18 protein-coding genes are annotated in these 18,664 nt (G+C 43.2%); 7 read left to right on the top strand and 11 right to left on the bottom strand.

Features of this window, described 5'->3' with window-relative positions; genetic code table 11:
- Nucleotides 1-21: 21 nt before the first annotated feature.
- From AB4513_RS17740 to AB4513_RS17720, 5 genes are all read right to left on the bottom strand, one after another.
- Complete coding sequence (locus AB4513_RS17740) at nucleotides 22-273, bottom strand: hypothetical protein (RefSeq protein WP_009845325.1); 252 nt, start codon at nucleotides 271-273, stop codon at nucleotides 22-24.
- A 21-nt stretch (nucleotides 274-294) separates the two neighbouring features.
- Nucleotides 295-1,203: a DMT family transporter gene (locus AB4513_RS17735; protein ID WP_009845324.1), complete on the bottom strand. Its 909-nt coding sequence runs from the start codon at nucleotides 1,201-1,203 to the stop codon at nucleotides 295-297.
- Between the two features lie 30 nt (nucleotides 1,204-1,233).
- On the bottom strand, nucleotides 1,234-2,925 hold the full coding sequence (locus AB4513_RS17730) for an SgrR family transcriptional regulator (protein ID WP_009845323.1): 1,692 nt from the start codon (nucleotides 2,923-2,925) through the stop codon (nucleotides 1,234-1,236).
- 154 nt (nucleotides 2,926-3,079) lie between these two features.
- The gene (locus AB4513_RS17725) at nucleotides 3,080-3,313 is read right to left on the bottom strand and encodes a DUF3389 domain-containing protein (RefSeq protein WP_009845322.1); all 234 of its coding nucleotides are present in this window, start codon (nucleotides 3,311-3,313) and stop codon (nucleotides 3,080-3,082) included.
- A gap of 72 nt (nucleotides 3,314-3,385) precedes the next feature.
- Complete coding sequence (locus tag AB4513_RS17720; protein WP_009845321.1) at nucleotides 3,386-3,811, bottom strand: hotdog fold thioesterase; 426 nt, start codon at nucleotides 3,809-3,811, stop codon at nucleotides 3,386-3,388.
- 184 nt (nucleotides 3,812-3,995) lie between these two features.
- Here AB4513_RS17720 and AB4513_RS17715 point away from each other — a divergent pair, with 184 nt between their 5' ends.
- Complete coding sequence (locus AB4513_RS17715) at nucleotides 3,996-4,784, top strand: M48 family metallopeptidase (RefSeq protein WP_009845320.1); 789 nt, start codon at nucleotides 3,996-3,998, stop codon at nucleotides 4,782-4,784.
- An 84-nt stretch (nucleotides 4,785-4,868) separates the two neighbouring features.
- Here the strand turns inward: AB4513_RS17715 and AB4513_RS17710 are convergent, their stop codons facing one another.
- The gene (locus AB4513_RS17710; RefSeq protein ID WP_102257721.1) at nucleotides 4,869-5,951 is read right to left on the bottom strand and encodes a site-2 protease family protein; all 1,083 of its coding nucleotides are present in this window, start codon (nucleotides 5,949-5,951) and stop codon (nucleotides 4,869-4,871) included.
- Between the two features lie 357 nt (nucleotides 5,952-6,308).
- Here AB4513_RS17710 and AB4513_RS17705 point away from each other — a divergent pair, with 357 nt between their 5' ends.
- The 3 genes from AB4513_RS17705 to AB4513_RS17695 all read left to right on the top strand — a co-directional run bounded on the left by AB4513_RS17705 (nucleotide 6,309) and on the right by AB4513_RS17695 (nucleotide 10,798).
- The gene (locus tag AB4513_RS17705) at nucleotides 6,309-7,568 is read left to right on the top strand and encodes an outer membrane protein transport protein (RefSeq protein ID WP_009845318.1); all 1,260 of its coding nucleotides are present in this window, start codon (nucleotides 6,309-6,311) and stop codon (nucleotides 7,566-7,568) included.
- 13 nt (nucleotides 7,569-7,581) lie between these two features.
- On the top strand, nucleotides 7,582-10,020 hold the full coding sequence (locus AB4513_RS17700) for a VolA/Pla-1 family phospholipase (RefSeq protein ID WP_102257720.1): 2,439 nt from the start codon (nucleotides 7,582-7,584) through the stop codon (nucleotides 10,018-10,020).
- A gap of 220 nt (nucleotides 10,021-10,240) precedes the next feature.
- Nucleotides 10,241-10,798, top strand: coding sequence for a PhnA domain-containing protein (locus AB4513_RS17695; protein WP_009845316.1), 558 nt, complete (start codon nucleotides 10,241-10,243; stop codon nucleotides 10,796-10,798).
- A gap of 71 nt (nucleotides 10,799-10,869) precedes the next feature.
- On the opposite strand, the gene AB4513_RS17690 is transcribed toward AB4513_RS17695, so the two are convergent.
- Nucleotides 10,870-11,784 carry a LysR family transcriptional regulator gene (locus AB4513_RS17690; RefSeq protein ID WP_102257728.1) on the bottom strand — a complete coding sequence of 305 codons (915 nt, stop codon included), beginning with the start codon at nucleotides 11,782-11,784 and terminating at the stop codon, nucleotides 10,870-10,872.
- Between the two features lie 238 nt (nucleotides 11,785-12,022).
- Between AB4513_RS17690 and AB4513_RS17685 the strand changes: the two genes are divergently transcribed.
- The 3 genes from AB4513_RS17685 to AB4513_RS17675 are packed head-to-tail and all read left to right on the top strand — an operon-like array spanning nucleotide 12,023 to nucleotide 14,475.
- Nucleotides 12,023-12,235, top strand: a complete 213-nt coding sequence (locus AB4513_RS17685) for a DUF1656 domain-containing protein (RefSeq protein ID WP_004730923.1) — start codon at nucleotides 12,023-12,025, stop codon at nucleotides 12,233-12,235.
- A 10-nt stretch (nucleotides 12,236-12,245) separates the two neighbouring features.
- Nucleotides 12,246-13,106, top strand: coding sequence for an HlyD family secretion protein (locus tag AB4513_RS17680; protein ID WP_009845314.1), 861 nt, complete (start codon nucleotides 12,246-12,248; stop codon nucleotides 13,104-13,106).
- Nucleotides 13,107-13,119: 13 nt separating this feature from the next.
- Complete coding sequence (locus AB4513_RS17675; protein ID WP_102257719.1) at nucleotides 13,120-14,475, top strand: FUSC family protein; 1,356 nt, start codon at nucleotides 13,120-13,122, stop codon at nucleotides 14,473-14,475.
- A gap of 88 nt (nucleotides 14,476-14,563) precedes the next feature.
- Here the strand turns inward: AB4513_RS17675 and AB4513_RS17670 are convergent, their stop codons facing one another.
- The 4 genes from AB4513_RS17670 to AB4513_RS17655 all read right to left on the bottom strand — a co-directional run bounded on the left by AB4513_RS17670 (nucleotide 14,564) and on the right by AB4513_RS17655 (nucleotide 18,448).
- A complete protein-coding gene (locus tag AB4513_RS17670) occupies nucleotides 14,564-15,850 on the bottom strand; it encodes a DEAD/DEAH box helicase (RefSeq protein WP_009845312.1) in 1,287 nt (428 codons plus the stop codon).
- Nucleotides 15,851-15,992: 142 nt separating this feature from the next.
- Nucleotides 15,993-16,733 (bottom strand): DUF1223 domain-containing protein, encoded by a 741-nt coding sequence (locus tag AB4513_RS17665; protein WP_009845311.1) that lies wholly within the window; start codon nucleotides 16,731-16,733, stop codon nucleotides 15,993-15,995.
- 211 nt (nucleotides 16,734-16,944) lie between these two features.
- Entirely contained in the window at nucleotides 16,945-17,133 is a 189-nt protein-coding gene (locus AB4513_RS17660; protein ID WP_009845310.1) for a hypothetical protein, read from the bottom strand.
- Nucleotides 17,134-17,446: 313 nt separating this feature from the next.
- Nucleotides 17,447-18,448 carry a TerC/Alx family metal homeostasis membrane protein gene (locus tag AB4513_RS17655; RefSeq protein ID WP_009845309.1) on the bottom strand — a complete coding sequence of 334 codons (1,002 nt, stop codon included), beginning with the start codon at nucleotides 18,446-18,448 and terminating at the stop codon, nucleotides 17,447-17,449.
- Nucleotides 18,449-18,664 lie beyond the last annotated feature (216 nt).

Below are 18,664 nucleotides of genomic sequence, written 5' to 3'. Positions count from 1 at the left end.
TGCGGCATTTATTCTTCTCAACTACTTCATAGTTACCTTGCCACCCACAAATTTGTAGGCAGGCGTACCTCGAACCAAAGTATCTCGCGCAAATTCAATTCCGCATTCAGGGCACACACAAGGGTCTTTTGTGAAATCTTCAACGATCCGTTCCTTAAAACACTTTACGAGCGCCCCTTTGCCGCCTTTTCGATACTTGAAAAGTTGTGTCTTACATTTAGCGCAGAATATCTGGACCGTTTTAGTAGGTTGTTTTTTGTTTGGTTTAGCCATAGAAGTTAATGATTGAACCCTTTATTTCTTAAGTTTAGGTGCGACAAGAACCAAGCTTATTCCAAGTAAGATAACAGTCGATGAGATAATAAATTGCATAGTAACAGGTTCAGATAACAACAAAACGCCACCAAGTGTCGCGATAACGGGAACAGAAAGCTGTGCAATGGATGCGACCACTGTATCCAGTTTTTTCACCACGTAATACCACAAACTATAACCCACACCAGAAGCCACTGAGCCCGACAATATTGCGTAAATCAAGCCTTGTTCTGTGATGGATATTTGCGATGCCACATTAGGGATGACAAGTAACAGGCTTACTAACACAAGGATCACTAACGAGCTAAATGCAAAGTTGGCAGTAGTGGATTGCAACGCGTTCGTGGATTTCTTACCCGCAAGTGTATAAATCCCCCAACCTACTCCAGCCAGAGCCATCAATATGATGGAGGTTATATCGGGCGAACTTGTCGAATCCGTCGGCATGAGTAAGTAAACGAGCCCAGAAACTGACAACAAACAACCACACCACTCTAACAATGACATTCTATTGCCAGCTAACAGGTGTGCGGCAATCATCGTAAATTGAACCGCGACAAACAGAACCAAAGCACCGAGACCTGCACCAAGCTCTAAGTAAGCAAACGAGAAACCAAACATATAAACGAGGAGTGACAATATTGATGTGAATTGAAACGGTAATTTGAGCTTTGTCTCTACCGACTTGTCGTTGTTTACTAGCTCCTCTCTAGACTTAGAGTGGGAAGACAAAGTTAATAAAATCAGAAGTGTAAGGGCACCCGATATGATACGAACGATCGAGAAACTCAAAGGATCAATGGTTTGATCCATCAAAGCCCAACGACACAACACTGAATTGGCAGCAAACGCCACCAGCGTTATAAATGTGATCATCACCGTTTGCATCGTGTTGTCCTAATCAAGTTATCTCTGGTCTTAGTCAACGTCCGGTTTTACCCAAACTTGGCTAAAGTCGAACCAACCGAGTGCATTACACTTTGCGTTCTGCAGCGTACCGCATTGATCTTTGTTAACGCCTAACCAACAGTGGAACATTGGAATCAATTGATTGCTTTGCACCAATTGTTTACCTAACTGTCTTGCTGGGAATTGCTCGAATTCGCCCGAGCGCCAACGATCGATCATGTGACACCATTGATCGAAGTCTTCTGCCGGGCTAGATTCATCGAGAAAGCTGTAATCCATCAACCAGCCCGCTAACGCGTCATCTCTATTGTTAGCGATACCCATTGGATTAATCCAAATATCGACATTATCGGCGTGTGGAGGATCGGTTTCGTAACCATAAAGTTCAACGTCGACGTCATATTGCTTCAACACTGTAACAATAGCCTTCGCAAGTGTTGGAAACATTGGGTGTTGGCATTGGTAAGCCAATCTAATGGTTGGTTTCGCATTCGCTGGTGGACAAACCGGCGTGTTCAACTTGATGTCATACCAACCGGGCTTTATCCCATAAGCGTGTAACACTCCCAAATCGATAACAGTTTCTTTCGGAATGTGTACAAACAGATCGGCCGCATTCAAAGTATTAGATAAAAATTGCGCCCATGCAGGATCTTGTGCGATGCCCTTTTTCCGATTCAACAGTAGATAGGTACAGCCGGGATCAAGTTCGACTTCGTCGCTATCGCCGCGATCCGCCATTACAGGCTTAGAAAGACTTGGGTAAACCATTGAAGAGTAAGCCTCATCAACAACCCAAACCTCAACACGATCAATCAATGACCTAAAACCAAAATATCCGTTAAAAGCCGTTAGCACGAGTTGCTTCTCATCGTTCTTTTCAATGCGATAAGGGCCAGTACCAATCGGTCGAATATCGTAGTCTTCACCACGTAAAATCATCGGTAAGGTGACTTTGGCAACAGATTCAGTCAGAGCGAGTGGGAAGTGTTTATCTGGTCGCGTTAAAAAGACATCAACCACACAGTTTGCCGGAGAAGAGACGTCTTTTATATGTGAGAACATATTGAGAGGTTCGAGTGCTAGCAGCGTATCCACAACATGATTAGTTAACAAAGGCTCTCCGTTATGAAAACGGACTCCGGGTCTCAAGAAGAATCGCCATTGATAATCGCTGATTTTTTGCCATGAATGAGCAAGATCGGGCTGTAATTGATCGTTCTCATCCAAACGTGTTAACCCACTGAATACCTGACAGGTAATATGCTGCTCAGATCGTCGCATCGACTTTGTCGGGTTAAGCATAGAAAGCGGTCGGTAATAAGGCAAACGAATAACCTGCTCACCTTCCTGGTATTGCACACCCAAGTAATTTTGAATAACTTGAGTCAGCTTGGCTGCATTGTGATCAAGCACTGACAGCGCTTGTCCAATTTTACCTTCTTGTAAGTAGCGTCTTGCTAAGTTTTCACTGACATCGCAACGATTCTGCTTAAAAATAAGTTGAGATAACTTGCCTCGCCCAGCCGCAGGTAACCACTCAACCCATCCTTCTTCTTCAAGCTTATTGAGTACCATCCGGGCATTACGACGGGTACAACAAAGCACATCCGTGATGTCGTCGAGCTGAACATCAGAATCTTTACCATCGAAGTATTCAAACAGGGTTTCAAATTGAACGCGAAGTCTTGGGCTGCTCATAAAGAGGAAAACTTATTCAAAGGACATTGAATTCAGTTTCCCTATTTTAAGACTTAAAATCAATCTTACTGATGTGATTTTCTTGCGATTTATTAGGTATGGTGTCCTAATGTTTGATTCAAATAGAAGGTCTAAGTACTTTTGCAGTATACGATTACATCACATCGCAGCCGATTTCATTGGCAATATCTCGGAGCTGCTGTTCGTTGTCTAATTTAATCGACCACTTGCATTCAGAACCATTGGCTGAAATGACATTTGCCCCTTTTCCTATCAGTTGGATTGCATCAACTTGAGCTTGTAGCGTGACTCTGTGCTCACCATCCAAACGAACGACCAGCTCATGTGCGGTTGCGATGATTTTCCCACTTTTAAACGTTATGACCATGGATTTCTCGGACTATTTTAAATACAGATTACTTCTTATAAATACAAACACAGCTAACTAATGCTTAGCCTATTATCGCTTATGTTTCTTCACAGCAATAGTTAAACGACTTGTACAGACTAAGCGTTGACGCTCATCCGTGATGTTTATCTGCCATACTTGGGTAGACACACCTAAGTGAATAGGCTCAGCAGTACCGACAACATGGCCATCGCGCATTGATCTAACGTGGTTTGCGTTGATATCTAGCCCAACGCAATAGTAGCCTTCTGGAACGCAAAAATTAGCAGCCAATGAGCCAAGCGTTTCTGCTAACACAACCGATGCGCCGCCATGGAGCATACCTAAAGGTTGGTGGGTAAAATGACAAACCGGCATGGTTGCCACCAAAGAGTTGTCGTTGACCTCGGTGTATACAATATTGAGGTGTTCAATTAAGGTATTTTTTGAGGTCGCGTTGAAGATCTCTAGGTCAACGGGCTTTTTCCAAATACTCATGTAGGTTCCTTAATTATTGGCTTTGTTATCGCGTGTGCAGTTTTATCATCGTTAATAGGTTGATAAAACCAATAACGTTAGCATTATTGCTGGGATTATTACCGAAATAGTTATCTTACTGCTACTAGCTATTACACAAGTTGATGTTAACATGCATAAAAACCGAATACACGGAGGATATTGTATGACGTCATGGATGAAGTTTGCCTCGCTTCTTACACTCGCTGGGCTAAGTGCATGCAGCGCTTCCCCAACAGGCAGAAACCAATTACTGCTTTTTTCAGATAAAGATATGTCTCAGCTTGGAGCACAGTCTTTTGAACAAATGAAGAAAGAACAACCCATCAGCAAAGATGCAAAAACGAACGCTTATGTACAGTGCGTCGCAAACAGCATCACGCAATACATTCCTAAACAAGGTTTTAGTGAATGGGAAGTTGTTGTCTTTGACAGTGACCAAGTAAACGCATTCGCCCTACCAGGTGGAAAAATTGGCGTATATACCGGGTTGCTTAAGGTAGCGGTTAATCAAGACCAACTCGCGACAGTTATCGGGCACGAAGTGGCGCACGTTTTAGCAGACCACAGTAACGAGCGCCTATCTCAGTCTCAAATCGCTAACACTGGTTTATCGGTTACTAGCATCGCATTAGGCACATCAGAATACAGCCAATATCAAGGTATGACGATGGCTGCTTTAGGTTTAGGCGTTCAGTATGGCGTTATTCTACCGTATGGGCGAACTCAAGAATCTGAAGCCGATGTTGTTGGCCTAGAGTATATGGCTAGAGCTGGATTCGATCCTAACCAAAGTGTCGACTTATGGCAAAACATGGCGAAGGCATCGGGTGGTAATCAGCCCCCAGAACTGCTTTCTACACACCCTTCGCACAGTACGCGTATCAAAGATCTGCAAGCGACGATCAAAACGCTTCCCCAATCGGGTTCTCCAAGACCAAATTGCAAAACGTAATTTTACATTTGTTTAGACGCTAAACTTCGAATACAAAAATGCCCTATCCATATTGGCTAGGGCACTTTTTTGTTTTGGTTCTTGTTAAGTACCAAGAATTTGCAATGGTAGGCTTAATAGTTGATCACCAGTAGATGCAAAATACCAGATAACACCAATCAAACTACTCACTAAACCCACATACCAAACAAACGACACGACTTGACCGTATTTGTCTAATGGTAACAAGTGACTGTGGTGACGCCCTTTCCATTCGAACAGTATTTCCACACTACCCATAAACAATAAGAAACCAAACAAGGTCAGATTCAACTGATAACTCAGTACCACACCAGCAACAGCGGCTGCGATACACAATACAATACCAAGCACGCTGTTCATTGAGAAACTGATACTTTTCAGTACATGTCCGCCATCGAGAGGCAAAATTGGCAATAGATTAAACAAGTTCAATAGCGCGTTGAATACTGCAAGCCCAGCAAAGAACATCTCGCCAGTGATCAAGTACAACACGGTAAACACCAAAGACAATATCAATCCGAACAATGGCCCCATGATTGAGATAACTACGTCTTGCCAGCGCGTATTGATCTTCTCATCGGATAACGCTAAACCACCAAGGAACGGTATCAAATAGATGCCTTTGGTCTTCATGCCAAAGTATTTCATCGCTCTAATATGGCCGTATTCATGGAACATAAGGCAAGCGATTAGAGCTAAAGCAAATTGAATTGAAAACAGCCATGAATACGCAGCCAAGCTCGCTGAGGCAAGTACGACTTTGATTAGCTTGGCACTTTTTAATGCTTTCATACCAAGCGACACTAATCCAATTAAGCTAAAACGCTTCTCAGGTTTAGGTGCTACAACGGGAGTTTGTTGCTCGATGTCTTTAGTGTCGCGGTTACCTTCGGCAATCGTTTGACCATTGACGGAGGCTTTGTAGTACATCTCAAATGGCTGCCATTGAACTGACGCTTTGACGTGACACTGCAACGTATCTTCGCCAGATTGCAACATGAATGAGTGAGTTCGAGCATTATCTTGCTCTGAGGTCGCATCCAGTTGAGACACAAGTGTATTATCCCAGAACAGCTGTTGCCAACCAGCCATTGAACCTTCTAAACGAAGCGGTTTTCCAAGAAACTCTATCGCGAGTAATTCCAAACTTAAATTCCAATTTAATGCCATCGTAAATGAAACCGTATTATGCCGATTTAGCGATTAACGGTAAACACAAACGAAGTTGTTACATATTTAAGCAATTGAACACTATTTATTCCGATAATGCGCATAAACATTCTGGTCACACCTCCAACCACGAATAAACCATTGATTGTATGCATATTATAAATGTTAAAGTCCCGCCCCTTAAAATTATAACTTCACAAAATGATAACTCATTCTTTGACTTTACATGAAACATGAATTTAACATGTCATTTACATTGGAGCATCACTAATAACAATGCTCAGTGTGTTTTCAACAATAAGAATGAGATTTGATGCCCTAGGAGGGTCAAGGATGAAAACAATACAACGCTCTCTCGTTTCGCTTTCTGTACTATTTGCATGTAATTCACTTGCGGCTGGTTTCCAAGTTGCTGAGCACTCTGCCTCAGGCCTTGGACGCGCATTCTCAGGTGAAGGTGCAGTTGCCGATAACGCGAGTGTACTTGCGAGAAACCCCGCTGCAATGACCCTATTTGATACAGCCCAATTTTCAGGCGCGGTTTCTGTCGTTGATCCAGAAGTAGACATTACTCAAAACAATGTTCCAGGTTCTGGCGGACAAAGTCAGACATCTAAAGACGTCGCTCCCCTTCAAATTGTACCTGGTGCTTACTACATTAGCCCAATCAATGAGCAATGGGCTTGGGGCATTGGTATGTTTTCCAACTACGGTGTTGCTACCGATTACCCAGATGATATCTACGCGGGTGATCTAGCTGGTGATACATCACTAATGTCTGTCAATTTAAACCCAAACGTAGCGTATAGAATCGACGACCAATTCAGCATTGGTGCTGGCGTAAACCTTGTTTATGCAGAAGCTGAACTCAACCGACACCAAGGTGCTATTTCAAATGTTACTGGAGATCCTTCGTCGACGAAGTTAATCAGTATGACTGGTGAAACATTCGCATTTGGTTGGAATGTGGGTGGCTTATATGAATTGAATGAAAACAATCGATTTTCTATCGCTTATCGTTCGGAAGTTGACCTTGATTTTGACGATGGTGATTTCAAAGATTACACCGGTGGAATCGTACAAGGTAGCGCAACTGCAACGACTGGCCGCTTAAAAATTACCTTACCTTCAATTATTGAAATATCGGCTTTCCACCAACTGACCGAACAGTGGGCTATCCACTACGGTTGGCAACAAACGGGTTGGAGCAGTTTTAAAGAACTTAAAGCCACCAGTCCAGATTGTAAAGATGGTGTGTGTTTTAAAAAGACAGAACACTACGAGGATAACAACCGCTACTCGTTGGGTGCGACTTATCAGTTGAATCAAGAGTGGACACTAAGGGCGGGTCTTGCCTATGACGAGCAAGCTGGTCAAGCAACGTTAAGTATCCCAGATAGCGATCGTTACTGGTACAGCACTGGCTTGACTTACCAATACAGCCCAGATCTTTCTATTGATGCTGGTTTTGCACTTGTACAAAGTAAAGATGGTGATTTCACGGAAACTAACGAACTGGGTCAAAAGCTTGAGTTTTCAGGTGATGCAGTCGCTTACCTATCTGCAATTCAATTGAACTACACCTTTAACTAAACGGAATTCAAACATGAAAAAGTTATTTAGTGTTTCGCTGCTTGCTTCGGCGATATTTCTTGCCGGTTGTGGTGATGACTCTTCGAGTTCAGGTGCCTCAACTGCCGTTAAATATGAGCAGTACATTCAAGATTCACTGGCTCGCACAACGAGTATTAAGTTTCATCTAAGTGGTGCGAACAAAGCGGTTCCACTGCCAAGCTTTGCTCTGATGGACACGACGGATGGCACTCTCGGGTTACCAACGGGTGGTAAAGATTCGTTAACGAATCCAATTGCGGCAATGAACACAATGGATGGCTGGTCTACTTCGATGCCAATCGTTATGAATTTCGAAGGTACCGGTCTTGCCGACGGTGTCGCGACCGGCGGCGTTTACATTCTAAAACTTAGCAGTTCACTCACATCCACAACACCACCAACGGTTACAGGCGTGTTGACTCTAGGTACGCACTTTAATGTGTTATCTAGCGCTGCAACGGATGCCTTTACTATTGTATTTAAAGATTCACTCGATGCTTCAAGCGAATACGTGTTGGCACTGTCGAATGAACTGAACGATGTTAATGGCGACCCGGTAGGTATGTCGTCAAGCTACGCGGCTCTGAAATCAAGTTCAGTAACGTATACTGACGGCAGCTTAGCTCAAGCTCAGAAAGTAACTCAGGGTGTAGAGCAAATCTTTGCAGGGGCGAATGCCGCCGGCAAGGTTAGCCTTGATACCAAAGACATCATCTACTCGACGTGGTTTACCACCGAATCAGTTGGCGGCTCGCTTTTCGCAACAAAAGCAGCAACAGCGACTGGGTTGGCTTCTGCGAACCTAAATGGTGTATGGAAAGGCAGTGCAAACCCTAATTCGGTTGACCTAAAAGCCGCTTACACTATGTCGTTTCTTCCTGCAGTAACATTCAAAACAGCATTAGCAAATGACACTGATTTTGATAAATACATTGGTGGCGGCGACTCGACTAAGATTGCTAAAGCCAAGTTTGCTATTGGGGCGATGTACGATGCATCAAGTGCAGATGTCAATGTAAGTCAAGGGTCGGTTAAGTTACCTCACTACTTAGAAACAAGCAGCAGCAAATGGAATACTCAGCCGTTTGAATCCGCTATGCCTAGCCTAGCTAAGGTTTCAAATGCTCTAAGTAATAGTGCAGAAAAGGCGAACATGGCCGCTCAACTTATTGCTGCTGGTATTGATGCAAGTATATTAGCGACGAGTCAAACAGAGCAGCTTAAACTCATTGGTTTAAACCTGACTCTTAAAGATGGTTCTGCACTTGATAGCGAGCGAGTCATCACCAAATACTCACCTGTTCCTCAAGTTAAATCATTAGAAGACGTCGAATTCTTACTGTTTACGCCAAATGGTTCTGATCCTACTAATGTTGTGATCTACCAACACGGCATCACCTCCGCGAAAGAAAACGCTTATGCGTTCGCTTACAACCTTGCAAAAGCGGGTGTAGCAGTATTGGCCATTGACTTACCGATCCACGGTACACGTAGTTTGGATGATACTCGTTCGGCAAATGCTGACGTTTTGGCTTATCTAAACTTAGCGAACTTACCCGTCGCTCGCGATAACGTACGTCAAAGTGCACTTGATGTAATGGGCTTACGTGCATCTTTAGCTGTTTCATTAAAAACTGGGGCACTCACAACTTCTCCATTAAAGGCCTTTAACCTAGCTACTGGCTCACAAGTGAAGTTCTTAGGCCACTCGCTAGGCGGTATTGTTGGAACGACGGCAGTTGCAGCCTCTAACCGTACTCTCGGTAGTGTCGCAGCTAATTCGCTTTACTCATTCAGTTCAGCAGCGATAGAAAACTCTGGTGGTCAGATATCTAACCTTCTACTGGGTTCTACAGAGTTTGGCCCTCAAGTTAAGCATAGCGTTGCATTGAGCGCTTCAACTGAATACGCAGGTTTCGCAACCGCGAACTGTGGAAGCCTCTCTAGTAAACAGTGTTACACAACGTTTGAAGCAAACGCGACTGCAGCACAGAAAGCAACCATGACAGCCGCTTTCCAACAGTTCGCTTACGCTGCACAAACGGTGTTAGATACTGTGGATCCGTTTACAAATGCTGCTTATCTAGTTGCTTCTGGCTCACCTGTTCTGCCTATTTATATGGGGCAAGTACAAGGTGATAATACAGTACCAAACACAGTGGCAAACGCTCCGTTCGCAGGAACGACACCGTTAGCAACTAAGCTTGGCCTAACAGTCGTTGATTCGAGTAACACGACCCCTGACGGTGCGAAGGACTTTGTTAAGTTCAGTGATGTTGCTGCACACAGTACGTTTGTAATACCGCAAGATACCACTACACCAACACCTTTGGACGCAGGTCATCATGTAAGCATGCAGACACAAGCTGTAGACTTCTTGATCGACAACGCGTTAACTTCAGCATCTATTACTGCTTCTTTCTTGGAATAAGAATAGTTGCAACTAAACAAATGCCAGCCTTACCGCTGGCATTTTTGTTTCTACCCCCAACCAACTATCCCTAGTTAACCGTTTGCATAAAACGTTAAAACACAAATGGTTGATCTCGGCTAAAATTAATCAAGACAGAATACCGTACGACCTCTTTCTTTATTGTAAATAAAGTGGATAATAGCCCCGGTAATTAATACCTAATAAATGTGAGTCCATTATGTCTTCTGAAGCTACTATGCTAGAACGCTGCCAATCTAAATGTGAACTATGTGGTTCTGATTCTTCTCTTACTGCGTACGCAGTACCGCCACACAGCCACGTAACAGTGGATCACGGCATCATGGTATGTGACAAATGCCTTGGTGAGATTGACGAGCCTAAAGATATCAACCACTGGCGCTGCCTAAGCGACAGCATGTGGAGTCAAGAGGCACCAGTTCAAGTAACGGCATGGCGTCAACTTACTCGTCTGAACACTGAAAGCTGGGCTCAAGACGCACTAGACATGATGTACCTTGAAGAAGAAACATCAGTTTGGGCACAAATCGGCATGTCTGCTGATGATAAGCCTCTTGATGTGAACGGCGTTGAGCTTAAAAAAGGTGACGACGTAACAGTAATCAAAGACCTGCCAATCAAAGGCACTAACCAAGTGATTAAGCAAGGTACTGTTATCCGTGGCATCAGCGTTGGTGACGATCCTAAGCTTGTTTCTGGTAAAACAAATGGCGGTCAATCAATGTACGTAATCGCTGAGTTCTGCCGTAAGAAGTAATTCTTCTCTTAGCTGAACAAAATCTCAAAGGCGCTAATGAATAATTAGCGCCTTTTTAATATCTCAAATTTTCACGACTTAAAACTATCAATAAGTTGCTCGCGGTACTCTTTAATAACAGACACCAAAGAGCCTTTGATACCACTGACTTGCTTCGAGTGCGGGCACCACAAAGCGAATCCAAATTTGAATCCTTCCACCATTTGCGCAGAATGAATGGGCTCAATTGAATGTTTTGAAAACTCAGAGTCGGTAAAAAAAGCCTTAGGAAGAAGTGCCCATCCAAAACCCTCTTCAAGCATTTTGATCATTAACGAAAGCTGATCGATCTCTTCATAGTCAGAGCTCACGATAATCTTTTCAGACATACCTTCGTCAATCAGAGACTTCAATACGAACTGTTTAGAGTTCCTAAGTGCGACTAATACTTCGTCTTTATCGATATGTGAGAGTTCTCCCCCTTTTTGTCCGAATGGATAGAACTCAAAATGCCCAAGGAAAGTAGAATCAAAACTATGCATCGCTCGGCTATTGTGAGCATTCACAAGTCCAAAGTGATATTCCCCACTTTGTATTCCTTGTTTAATTTCGTTCTTATTCCTAACCAGAAAGTTCACTCGCATCATTGGGAAATCGTGTTTAAGTCGTTTTCGTATATCGACCAAAACACGTTGTGGAACGAAACTAGAATACGCGATTGTTATTTTCTCTAACCCACCATAAGAGAGGCTCAACGCCACTTTGTCAAAAGTACGAGCTTGCTCAATCGTCTGTTTTGCATAGTGATAAAGGAGGTGCCCGTCCTCCGTTGGTTCAACAGAGCGCCCGACCCTTTCAAAAAAATTCACTGCAAGGTGATCTTCCAAGTTTGTAATCACCTGACCCACGGTCGTTCTGTGCTTGTTAAGCTTTACCGCCGCCTTGCTAAATGACCGCTGTTCATAGACAGTCACAAACGCGAGAAGTTGTTCAATACTAAAGTTCATTTTAATGTACTTACTTTCTTGGTCATGCATACGAGATAGAAAAATATCTACTGCATCAGAATTAATAATGATAAAAAGACTGAACAAACGTGAATACTGATTTGTACCTTTGCTGCCTATCCTTCCTAGTATATACCTAAACCTGTCTGTATTTGATGGATCTGATCCTCTATATACGATTATTAACATCACCGCATTTCCTTTATCGTTACCTTCTTAAAACGATAGAGATAGACCCATGAACACAATGCCACATGAACTCGTGTGGGGTGAGATCTACTTCCCTCCTTTGCTATTGGTTATCGCGTTAGCTTATGTATTGACGATATTGACTGGCTCAATCGCGACAAAACTTGGGCTACATAAATATGTCGCTTTTCCTGCAATTGCCGAATTAAGCCTAATCGTGATTTTCGTCGGCGTTATCGGTCAATTCATTACCATCTTCTGAGGCATTCACCTTGATTAAACGTTATCTCATCACGCTACTACTGGTCGTTGCCGCAAGCTCTGTGGTTTATAGCTATTACCAATCTTATTCGAGTAATCCCTGGACTAGAGATGGTCAGGTCAGCGCATACATAGTTTCTATTACCCCTCGAGTCACCGGGCAAGTAACTAAAGTCCATATTGAAGACAACTCACAGGTAGTTAAAGGGGATCTCCTGTTTGAGATCGACCCAAGTATTTATCAAGCGGCCTACAATAAAGCACTCGCGACACAGAAACAGGCTCGCGCGCTCTTAGCAAAAGCTAAAAACGAAGAGCAACGCGCGTTGAACTTAGAAAAAAGAACGCCTGGCGCGCTGCCAGTGCTGACCTTGAATAACCTGAACAACGCGGTTGAGACGAATGCAGCTAACGTTGCACTAGCAAAGGCCAATGTTGAAGAGGCACATTTAAATCTCAAATACACCAAGGTTTACGCTCCAACGAATGGCTTCATCACGAACTTAAACCTACGAGAAGGCTCTCAAGTTGTCGCCAATACACCGGTAGTTGCATTGATCGATCAAGACAGTTTCTGGATCGAAGGCTATTTCAAAGAAACTGATCTGGTGAATGTTGGCCCTAACGACAAAGCGCTTGTCACTCTTATGATGCACAACAATATTCAATTGGAAGGCCATATCAAAAGCATTGGCTTTGGTATTGCAACACAAGACGGCAGCACAGGTAATGATCTTCTTCCTAACGTGAACCCAAACTTTCAATGGATTCGCCTCGCTCAGCGTATACCAATTAAAGTAGTACTCGATAACGTGCCTGAAGACTTGCAACTTCGTGTCGGCATGACAGCTTCAATCAAAATAATCAAATAGTTGGATGGCATTTATGTTCAGTGTATCGACCAAAGAAGCAATTAAGGCTTCTCTCGCGATTGTTATCTCTATCTGCCTTACTTTGTGGTTTCAGTGGGAAAAACCTTATTGGGCGGCAATTGCGGTTGCTGTCATGGCATTGAACGAGAGTTTTGCCCATTCAATAAACAAAGGCCATAACCGATTAATGGGAACCTTGTTAGGGACTGGTTATGCCTTTTTCTTGATTGCGATGTTTTCTCAGGACCGCTTTCTATTTCTGATGTTTTTCACCTTATTTCTCGGTACATGCATCTTCATGTCGAGTGATGAAAAATACGGTTATGTCTTTTCAATAGGCTTTGCGGTTTGCTCCATCATCTCTTGTATGGGTGGATTCGATAACCAAATTACATTCTATTTTGCAGTGCTTCGAATACAAGAAACTCTATTAGGTGTTATCACCTTCTCGATTGTTTATCGTCTGATCTGGCCTGTAAACACTGAGCAGAACTTTGTACAACGATTTGAAACAAGCAGAGAAACGCTGATAACAGCAATGAGCGATACCAACAACCTTTATATAGAAGCCTTAGAGTCCAATACCGCTAATATTGAAAAGCTCTATCAACTGTTGGATTTGCCGCTCGCTGGGAGTTATCACCTAAAAGAAAATATTCACGCATGGCGTTTACGAATCAACGAAATGGCGCATATTCAAGAGCGTCTGCTTGAACTCGCCTCGGATGAACTTACTCAACCTATTGATTGGCCAATTCTCACAGAAAAACTGGAAAAACTAGAGTTAATGGCGCCACACTTGTCATTGATTAATGATGTGCCGTTTGTGAAGAGTGAGAAGAAAAACGTTCCTTGGCACCATGAGCACCGTACCTTTGTTCAACACCTGGATGAAGATGGGAGAAAAGTCTTACAAGGAGTCTCGATGTTCGTAACGTCGCTACTGGTTTGGATATATCTACCTGTGCCGGGTGGTTTTATTTTTCCGATGATTGCAGGCGTATTTTCTTCCATGTTGCCGACGATGCCACCAAGTGTAATCAAAGATGCATTTTTCGGGTTGATAGGCACAGGTACCATTATTTTACTTCAATACATCTTTATCATGCCGATGATGACTGAGTTGTGGCAATTGGCATTGTTCTATTTCATTAATAGCATGGTGATATGGAAAGTGTTCGCAACGCCTAAACTTATGGTGCACCGAATACTTGGCATTAACCTGCTGGTCGTACTGACGTCTGGCGCGCTTAATCTAACACCGGTTTATCAGATTCAAACACCATTACTGATGTTAACCACACTGCTCATCATTTTGATGATCGGCAAATTATTTACTGACCTCTTTAGAGTCAAGAGTGTCGTTTAATCTCGTTACGCGGATTCGCTAAACTGGGCTAAAAACAAAAAAGGCGCAATTAAGCGCCTTTAGAAATTCTATTTTTACTGACTCAATATCAGTTATTTCTCAACCAAACATCTTGGTTTTTAGGTGCTTTCTTCTTTTTCTTCTTGCCTGTGCCAGCCGGTGGCGCAACGGGTTTTAGTGCAGCAACAAGTTCAGCCGTAGCTTCTGCATCCACTTCAAAACCTTCAATTTGCTCACGCTCAAGACGGATTTTGTTCTTCTTCTCAATGATTGTGAAGTGATGGTAATCTTCGTGGTCGATCAAAGATAGCGCTAGACCAACCTCACCCGCACGACCACTTCGGCCAATACGGTGCATGTAGTCTGATGGGCTACGTGGTAAATCAAAGTTGATTACTACAGGAAGCTTTTCAATATCCAGACCACGAGCTGCGATGTCTGTCGCGATCAGAACGTCAATCTCGCCAGATTTAAAATCTTCTAGGATACGAGTACGTGAACCCTGACCTTTATCACCGTGGAATACTTCCGCAATGATACCGCGCTTGTATAACTTATCAGCCAAATGCTCACAGCTGTTCTTCGCATTCACGAAAATCAGGGCTTGGCGCCATTCGTGTTGTTGAATCAGGTGCGCTAACAAAGCTGTCTTACGGCCTTTTTCGACTTCGAATACTCGCTGAACTAGCGTGCTTGCATTAGCACTTTGAAGTTGGACTTCAATTGGGTCGTTCAGTAATTCGTGAGTCAACGTTTTAACTTGCTCAGGGAAAGTCGCAGAGAACAACAGAGTTTGCTTCTTGCTTGGCAGCAGCTTCAAGATCGCGTCAAGCTCTTCGGTAAAACCAAGGCTCAACATTCGGTCAGCTTCATCAAGCACTAACGTTTTTACTTTATCGAGTTTGATAGCGTTGCTTGAGATCAGATCAAGCAAACGACCCGGTGTTGCCACCAAGATGTCTGTGCCGCCACGTAGTGCTTGCATCTGAGTGTTCACCGATACACCACCGAATACACAAACAGTTTTAATTGCACCGTTGAAATGTACTGCGTAAGACTTAACGCTATCGGCAACTTGCTTAGCAAGCTCACGTGTAGGAACCAAGATAAGGCCAGAAACATAGTTACCTTTGCCCGAACGACGGTCTAAAGGTGCATCTTCATGGATCTTCTGTAACAGTGGAAGTGCAAATGCTGCGGTTTTACCTGAACCTGTATTTGCGCCTGCAATTAGGTCGCGTTCTGCTAACACACTCGGAATAACTTGCGCTTGGATAGGCGTTGGCTGTTGGTATTCAAGCTCGGTAAGACGAGCCATCAAAGGAGAGATTAAGCCAAGATCAGAGAAGTTGGTTGGTGTTGTGGTGTTAGTCATTAATTGCAGGAACTCAAAGCTAAAATAATAGCGCGCTATATTAACGTATTTCAGCAGTATTACGTAACTAAATCGCCCCTTTCTCTCGTGTTTTAGCAATGAGCCCCCACTACAACACATCCAGTATCAAGTTATCGCAAGTTTAATTCAGCCACCCTGCTACCGTTTGTTCCGGTGTATACGAGTTAGGTTCGGTTAACCACACGGCTACAGCATCTGGCGTGGCGACTAATGGATCAAAATCGACATTAAATTGCCATTCAGACTCACTACGTCGATAGCCGTCATAAACCACGACAAAATCGTGCTCAAGTTTCTTACCTCTGTTCTCGCCCGCTTTAACGCTGGTGACTTCGTTCATCGCCAACAAGGCAATATGAGCGACATAATCACCTTTGCCTTCGTAATGCACGCTGAACGTATCGCCTTTATGGTTCACTGTTAATTTAGGATTAATTTGTTGTTGGAGCGATGGCAAGGTTCTGTCGAGCCAATTAAAGTAACCGCGCCACTCTTTTCCATCGACGACAAAGCCCGGAGTATAAACGCCACTTGTTACTCCATAAGCTTTGTACAAGCGTTGCTTTTGACTGAATGCCTTGCTAGCGAACTTGTCTCCCCACCCTAGGTAATCCCAGTAATCGACGTGATAGGCGAGCGGAATGACTTGTGTCCAAAGATTAGGGTGGTCTTCAAAAGTACTAAGGTAGGCATCAGCAGGCGGACAACTTGAACAACCTTCAGAGGTGAACAGTTCGATAACCTGCGCAGGTTGACCTTCATTACTCCAGGTTTGTGCCATCGACACAGAAGAGTAAAAGCCGATCGGTAAGGCAAGTAAACAGAGTTTAATCAATGATGAGTTGCGGCTGGCGTGTGACATACCGTGATCCTTGTACGAAGAGAATTTACTGGCGCTCAAATACAGACCGTTATGCCTAAGTCTTTCTTTCAGGTGATGAGTTTTCAGGTGCTTAGTTTATTTCAAATGCTTAGTTTCTTTGAGATACACAGCTTATTGCAGATACAAAAACGCCAGCTTCAGAAGCTGGCGTTTTCTTAAAATTCTATATTTTTACATGTTAACGCAGAGATTAACGGTTGATACCGATATCGCGTTGCATGTGACCAGATAGGTCGCTTGAGTAGTAACTACGTGGAGAGTTGTCTACAAAAAGAATATCGAAAATGTGTGCAATCAATCCTTTGAAGTTAACCGAGTAGGTCTTCTTATCCATAGAGTTAGGAACAGCGATAGTATTCATTTGCATTGCTTGAGCCATGATTGCCTCTCTATAAATTTGTTTATGTGGTTCGTTCTGATGACAAGAATAATAGGTGATCTTTTGCAGGTTAAAAAATGACTAAAATTAGATATTCGAATTAGTTTTTCTAATAAAACAAACCATTAACAACACGCTGAAATACATATTCACAAATGGTGACTATAAATTCGCAATGGCGTTAAAATCATGCATTTAGTACAAATACCATTCAAATCAAAGTGGCCAATGTCACAGAAATTTTACATAAATAAATTCCCCACTTCATCGACCACGTACCGATTATAAACTTTTCGATAAGTTATATTTGTTTCTAATTCACTTGTTCAATGTCTGGCTTCTTCGCATAAATCGACGCTATAACCGCAACCGTCATGGTAGAAATCAGCACCGCCAACGACCAATACGTCGGGATAGCCCATTCGCTATCAACCAGTAGCATTTTTACACCAATAAAGACCATGATGAATGCCAGTGCAGGCTTCAAATAAATGAACTTATCCATCATGCCTTGCAGTACAAAGTACAAAGAACGGAGACCAAGTAGCGCAAATACGTTTGCAGCAAGTACCAGGAACGGTTCTTGCGTCACAGCAAAGATAGCTGGGATAGAATCCAATGCAAACATCACATCCATAACTGCAATCGCACCGATCACCAACATCATTGGAGTGAATGCCCATTTTGCACCCTGTTTAACCATTAATGCAGGACCATGAAAATCCTCTGTTACCGGCATCACTTTACGAAGTAACTTCTCTGGTAATGTATTTACACTTTCCTCTTCGCCCTTGTCTAACGCCAGTTTAATACCAGTACCAATCAAGAACGCAGCAAACACGTAAAGCACCCAGTGGTATTCAGCCAACAGCTGTGCGCCTAGTGCGATCATAATTGCACGAAGTACCAGTGCACCAATTACGCCCCATAGAAGCGCACGTGGTCTTAGGTGCTCAGGAACTTGGTATTGAGCAAAGATCATCGCGAAAACAAATAGGTTGTCTACACTGAGTGATTTTTCTAGCAAGTAGCCCGTAATGAATGACACGGTTGCTTTTTGCGCTGTGTAGTCACTATTTGGCGCATAAATGTCCCAGAATAAGTAAATAGAACCAGCAAACAAAAATGCAAGTACAAACCAAAAAACGCTCCAGATTGCCGCTTTTTTAATTGTGACGTTCCCACCACGAGTCTGATAGATATCAATAGAGACGAGAATCACTGTTAGCAGGAAAAAACCCGCATAAGTCGTCATGATTGGCGATGATAAAAAGGATTCACTATTTGTAGATAATAGAGATTGAGTTGAGTTCATTATTCCTCCGGGCGGAAGAACTTTACAAAGACCTTCCGCAAACAAAACATATCAAGTTCCACGACGGATCTTGATTGTGATTGCGTTGGTCTCGTTGAAGTGAAATATGGGATTTCACCTTTACATACCGGATAGGCTCTTAGCCTAACGAGATGACGACATGTAAACTTGCGCTAACTACTCCCCAAACGCGTGGATAATATTCCCCTATTTGTG

The organism is Vibrio sp. 10N.222.54.E6 (assembly GCF_041473955.1).
Lineage (GTDB): Bacteria > Pseudomonadota > Gammaproteobacteria > Enterobacterales > Vibrionaceae > Vibrio > Vibrio tasmaniensis_A.
Note: the sequence above shows the minus strand (reverse complement) of the source record. Positions and strands in the feature narration are given on the sequence as shown.